The following is a 3,611-nucleotide window of genomic DNA, read 5'->3' as shown; positions in this document are numbered from 1 at the left end:
CCCGCACCCAGATGCTCCCGCCCTTGCCCTCGCGAATGGAGAAGACCGCCAGTCGCTTACCCGCCGTCAGCATCATCCACCTCCACGCTCCGCATCGCGCCACCACGGCGCGGCTGCCTCGTCGGCTTGACCGCCTGAGGTCGGGGAGGGCTTGAGCAGCCCGCGTGCCAGCGGGGTTCTCCTCGGGGCGCCCTGCGCACACCGTGCGTGGATGTGAGAACCGTCCAGCGGCGAGGACGGGCAGCGAGACTCCAGTGGCTTCTCAGCGGACGAGAGCGCGGCGCCACGCGAACGCGCGCTCAGGCATGGTTCGCGTCGAGGTGTCTGTCCGCCGGGGCTGGCCGCGGCGCCGCGGGTCCGCTGCGGGGAAGCGCGACCGTGAAGGTGGCGCCGCGCCCCGCCTCGCTCTGGACTCGGACCACCCCTCCCAGCCTTTCGACGAGCTGACTGACAATGTGGAGGCCCAGGCCCAGGCCTCCGTAGTGGCGCGATGACACCGCGCGCTCGAAGGCCCGGAAGATTTGCGCCTGTTGTTCCTCCGGGATGCCGATTCCCTGGTCCCTCACTTCCAGGAGGGCGGTCCTGGCGTCCCCGCTGACCTGGATTTCAATGGGCTTGCCCTCGCCGTACTTGATGGCATTCGAGAGCAGGTTGGTGACAATCTGATCGAGCCGCGACCGGTCCCAGAGTCCTGGCATCGGCGTGTCGGCATGCACCCGGAGCGTGGCGCCGGAGAGGGCCAGCTCGGGCGCGAAGCGAGCCGCGATGTCTCGGACCAGCGCGGTGAGGTCCACTTCCTCCAACTCGAGCTCGAGCCGCCCGGCATGGATGCGCGAGACATCCAGCAGCGTGTTGACGAGCTTCGCCATCCGCAGCGCCTGGCGTTCGATGCCCTCGACTGACTGGCTCACGGTCTCCGCCGGCGCGGTGCAGAGCGCTCCCGACCGGGCGCGGCGCAGCAAGCCCTGCACGGACAACTGGAGGGAGGTGACCGGGGTCTTCAGCTCGTGAGAGGCAACGGAGAGGAACTCATCACGAAGGCCAATGGCCTGCTGGGCTTCCTGATAGAGCCGGGCGTTGTCCACGGCCATGGCCGCGCGGCGGGCCAGCTCCTGCGCGAGGGTGAGCTCGGCGGGGCCATAGCGGCTCTCGCTGTCCATCCGGGCGAGGGTGAGCGCGCCGAGCGTCCGGCCACGCGCGAGCAGCGGCACCGACAGCCAGGACTGGAACTTGAGGCCGCCGCACCCGAGGGGCGTGGCGCCGCAACCCTCCAGGAAGAACTCCGGCTCGCCGCGGCGGAGCACCCGCCCAGGGCCCTGCGTGGCGTTGAGGTCCGGTGGCGCGTGGTCGTCCTTCGCGGGCCCCCGGGCCCGCAGTGCCTGGGATTGGGCCACCGCGAGCCGCTGAGGGGCATGCTCGTTGTCCAGCAGGTCGACCGCGCACCAGTCCGCGAACCGCTGGACGGTCAGCGCAGCCACGCTTCGCAGCGCGTCCTCGGGCGCGAGCGAGCCCGCGAGCAGTCCCGAGGCTTCCGCCAGGAACGCGGACCTCCCTTCCTGCTCCTCTGCGCGGGCCCGCGCTTGCTGCTCACGCAGGAAGGTCTGGTCTCGCTCCCGCTCGGCCCGGCGTTGCTCGGTGATGTCGATGCCCGTGCCGATGATGTACTCAATCACTCCCGTCGGGCCGCGGAGGACGTTGCTGGACCATGAGATGAGGCGGCGCTCTCCCGCTCGCGTGAGCCAACTGCTCTCGTACTGCTCGTGCCCCTGGCCCGTGGTGAGCTGGGCGAAGTCCCGCTCGACCCGCGCCGCTTCTTCCGGGGCCTGGAGCTGCTCCCAGAACCGCGCGCCGCGAACCTCCTCGAAGGCGTAGCCAGTCATCTCCTGGCATGCGCGGTTGAAGCGGACGATTCTGCCCTCCGCATCCAGGACGATGACCAGCGCGCGGGCTGTATCCAGGACCGCCGAGCTGAAGTCCCGCTCGTGCTGGAGGTCCCGTTCCGTGCGCTGTCGAGCGGTGACGTCCCGGAAGTAGACGGCCCTCCCATAGTAGAGGCCGTCCGCGCTCATCACCGGGGCGTCGTACTGCTCGAAGATCCGCCCATCCTTGAGCCGCAGCGTGTCGTGTCCCGACGCGTCTCGGTGCTCGATGAAGAAGAAGGCGCGCGCGGTGAACCGGGCGGGCTCCTCCACGAGCTCCGCCGCCGCGCGGACCCACGCCCCATAGGATGCGGACAGGAGTTCCTCCTCCAGCCCCCACAGCTGCATGAGGCGGCGGTTGTGGGTGAGGACCCTTCCTTCCAGGGTGGAGATGAGGATGCCCTCGTCGGAGGCTTCGCTCAGGGACTCCAGCAGCGTCTTCTGCTGGTGGAGCGCGCGCTCGCTGTCCAGGGTGCGGGTGAAGAGCTGCCGGTGCATGAGCGCGGTGCGGAGCACGCCGCCGAGGCGCTCCACCATGCCCCGGTACTGTCGCGGCAGGTGCGGCTCGCGGTCGAAGTACAGCAGCAGCGCGCTGGCGCTGTGCGCCGCGTCCGCTCCGATGATGGGAATGGACCAGCGCAAGAGCCCCGGCATTTCCAGCTCCGGAAACGGCAGGCTCACCTCGGCGGGCCCTGGCTTCCCTCCGGGCTCGGAGCGGGCGGGAAGCGGAAGCTGGCGGGACGCCGCGGAGAGTCCACTCGCGCCCTGAAGGGCGACCTGGCCCCGCGCGTCCACCTGGACCCAGAGCGCGACCATGCACCCCAGCCGCTCCGCGACACGGTCCATGAAGGCATCCGCGGGCTTGCTCGGGTCGAAGAGGTCGAGCGCCGCGACGGTGAGCTCCTGGAGCACGCTCAACAGCGCGAGGCGCTCCTCGGTGAGCTTCCGGTCCGCGTCCTCGCAGGGGTCCACCATGTCCGACCTTGTCCCATCACCCTGGAAGGGCGAGCACCACCACCGTCTTGTTGTGGAACTGCGGAACGCCACCTCCCATGGCCCCCACCTCGCCAAGGGTCAGACAGCCCACGAGCGGAGTGCTCTCCCCGAGCGCTCCCTGGACGCGTGAGAGCTCGTCCAGGATTTCCTCGCCCAGGATGGGGTAGCGGGAGAAACAATCGAACACGACCGCGCCGCCCAGCGGGCCAGGGGTTCCTCTCCGAGCCAGCGTGGCCGCGCTCGCGGCCGCGTCCATCAGGTCCGCGCGCGCTCCCTCCATCACCCGGACCAACGAGCCATCAGGTATCTCCGCGACGCAGCGGACCGAGCCGTCGGGGCCGACGGAGATGGGGTCGCGAATCACGAACGCTCCATTGGCCTGGGGAATCCCCAGCGGGTGGGTCATCGCGAAGCGGGCGAAGCCCTGCACGTCCAGCGCGTCTCCGCGGCTCGCGGCCGTGCGCCGGTAGACCTCGAACGCGCTCTCGTAATCGAACTCGACGGCGGTCGCGCCGTGGGCCTTCGTGACCTGCGTCGGTGGGCCGTAGGGATACCAACCGTGCTGAATCCCGACGCCTATCGGCGCCTGGGCGTCCAAGGCAATCACCACCACCTGGTCCCGGTAGGCCTGCCCATCCGTGAACTGGGCCGTCGTGGCGCTCCGGAGGTTGCCTCCCGCTCCGCCCCCCACCCAGA

General features: G+C 70.1%; 2 protein-coding genes. Both read right to left on the bottom strand.

From position 1 onward, the window contains the following. Positions 1 to 299: 299 nt before the first annotated feature. Entirely contained in the window at positions 300 to 2,894 is a 2,595-nt protein-coding gene (locus tag G4D87_RS35330; protein WP_163787108.1) for a PAS domain-containing sensor histidine kinase, read from the bottom strand. Between the two features lie 16 nt (positions 2,895 to 2,910). Then, a partial coding sequence (locus G4D87_RS35325; protein WP_205507843.1) for an FIST signal transduction protein occupies positions 2,911 to 3,611 on the bottom strand: 701 nt, incomplete at its 5' end.

This window comes from Myxococcus vastator, assembly GCF_010894475.1.
Classification (GTDB): Bacteria; Myxococcota; Myxococcia; order Myxococcales; family Myxococcaceae; genus Myxococcus; species Myxococcus vastator.
This window is presented reverse-complemented; position numbering and strand designations above follow the sequence as displayed.